The sequence below is a fragment of the Pseudomonas sp. GW821-FHT07G06 genome (assembly GCF_058986625.1).
Map to the genome: position 1 here is coordinate 1 of NZ_JBYSVW010000038.1, position 2,366 is coordinate 2,366.

The 2,366-nt window shown below is 52.5% G+C and carries 2 protein-coding genes and 1 pseudogene; 1 reads left to right on the plus strand and 2 read right to left on the minus strand.

Features of this window, described 5'->3' with window-relative positions; genetic code table 11:
* On the minus strand, nt 1–267 hold a 267-nt coding region (locus AC3WJW_RS29920), incomplete at its 3' end, for a hypothetical protein (RefSeq protein WP_493728542.1).
* A gap of 169 nt (nt 268–436) precedes the next feature.
* Here AC3WJW_RS29920 and AC3WJW_RS29925 point away from each other — a divergent pair.
* Nucleotides 437–618 (plus strand): annotated as a pseudogene (locus AC3WJW_RS29925) (class I SAM-dependent methyltransferase); the annotation flags it as partial.
* A gap of 119 nt (nt 619–737) precedes the next feature.
* Here AC3WJW_RS29925 and AC3WJW_RS29930 read toward each other — a convergent pair.
* Nucleotides 738–2,366: RHS repeat domain-containing protein (locus tag AC3WJW_RS29930; protein ID WP_493728543.1), on the minus strand; the 1,629-nt coding region annotated here is incomplete at its 5' end.

The following is a 2,366-nucleotide window of genomic DNA, read 5'->3' on the forward strand; positions in this document are numbered from 1 at the left end:
TTGCCATCCGGCATCGACGCTGTCTGTCAGCAACGGTTGGCCGCTCAAGCCGTAGAGCGTAGTCAGGTTCGGCTTCGGCGCCGTGCCCCACAACCGTGGGTCCCAGGACTCGATCAAGTGACCTGCCGCGTCGAAGCGTTGCCGGGTGATGCGTGGATCAATCACCGGGCTGTCGGGATGCCGGCAGTAACCCACGCTGCGAATCGCCAGGGCGCGCGAATCGATGACCGACAGCGTCGGTGTCGCAGCGTGGTGGTGTGCGTTCACGGTATCGTCGGTCCTTCGCTCGGATCGTGGACAGCGTGAGCCTTTTTTAGGCGGACCGATACTGTAAGAAGTAACAGGTTGGGGCTTGTAAAGTTGCCTTCATTGGCCAGTCGGATCGTCGCTCGCTCATTTCTGCAGCATCCCTACGAAACCCAACAGAACCGCTCAACCGCAAGGTAGCGTGCTGGCATGTATTAACGACCTGGCCTTCGGCACCGACTTTCTCATCGACGGCGTGCCCGTGAGGCGCCGAGTCTGCGGTTCGAACAGCAGCGGGATAATCCGCCGGAGTTTTCGGATGCCGATGTTGAGTGTGGGTTGAAGGCGTTGATGTTCAAGTTGGAAGAATAAATAACGTGACCGCATTATAGTATTTCCTCCTCAATATCTGCCAAATAAGCACCATAGAAAAATAAAGCCACCTCAACAAATTCAACTTGATCCATCGAACACTTTAATATCAGGCAAGCTTAGTTGAGTTGCATACCCGCCACCGATAAATCGCGCGATTCTTGAGGCGACTTTAACTTGGGCATTGAAGTAGCTTCGCCGTGCACTGTCTGACCAACACTCTTTGCCTTTTCAATAGAGGCACGAATTGAAAATTTCACATTCACATAAAAATCAGCCGGCCTGAAAATTTCTTCTCCTTCCTGTTCATAGGATTTTATTACTTTAGGAACCTGCCTGAAACCGGTAGCAACAAGATTGAATTCATCCATTATTCTCTTTGTTGACTTACCACTAGGAGTTTCATTAAGAAATATTTCCAGTCTTTTTTCGGAAGTTCCTTTCGCCTCATGCATAACGCTAAGCGTATCTTGATTTATGACACGTTTTCTTTTCAAAACAAAAGGAAGAAACCCGAAAAAATCTTTTTTTCTGGAAACAGCAGCATACTGAAATCTCGCTACATCACTTGCAAAATACTCACGACTTTCACTGAACTTAAAGTTATACTCAAAGACCCATTTACGCTTGTAGTATAAATTTTCAAACACATCCCCCTCACCATAAAGTGACTCCATTGATCTCTCATCACGAGTAAAAGCATGGTCCATTTTGGTTTTAACAAAATCGCTGCGCTCTCTTTCGCTTTCGCTGTAAGTTCGATGACGCACAAATAAACCAGGATCAAAGTTCCGAGTTTCTTTCCCCCTAACCACAATAACCTTGAACGCATATTTCCACAAACCGATTGCGCTTTCTCGGTCCAACCCTTTCTGATCAATAAAACCCACAGGATTATTCGCCACCATTAAGTATCTATTTGGCCCGGAAATATCACCTGCAGGATCAGGCCCCATCCAGCGCTGCAACCACGGCGCGTAATAACGGTACCCGTAGTAATACAACCCTGTCGCATCCCGCTCTTTCCCCGAATAGCGAAGGGTTTTGTACTGCGCCGCCAACGCACTTTTACCCGCCCAGCACGCCGTGCCGCCAAAGGGGTAATAGTGTTCCTGAGTCAGCACGCCCGCGTCGTCGTCCAGTTCCAGGGTGCTGGAACCGAGGTGATCGCTGAGGCTGTAACGCAGTTGGTCACGGTGCGCACCTGCGGGCCAATGCAATGCCCGCACGCTGCTGCGTCCGGCTTCGACACTGATGACGTGATGTTCTTCGCCCTCGGCCTGGCGGTGGATTTCCAGACCGGGGAGGTAACGGACCTCGGTGCGCAGGGTGCGGCCACTGCTTTGGGCGAATCCCACTTTGCGCAAGCGATGGCCGGGGCGGTCGTAGCGGTAGCTTTCGTAGTCGTCGGGGTCGGTTTCGCGCTGGACCAAGGTGACTTGACTTAGCTGGTTGCGCAGGTCCCAGCGCATGGCTTGACCACGCTGCAGGTCCCGTTGATTGCCACAGGCATCGAAACCCAATGCAATGTCACCCTCTCCCGGCAGCGAACCATCGTCCCGTTGCGCGAGGCTGCGGTTGCTCCGTGCTGAAGTGAACATCGAAAAACCCGGCGCACCGCTGTGCTGGCGGGTGATCAAATTCCCGCCCCGGTCATACTCGAAGTGTTGCGTGTAATTGCGCCGTTGGTTGGGGTCCAGCGGTGTGGGCAACAGTGTTGGCAGGGCCGGGCCATGGCTCGGCTGGCT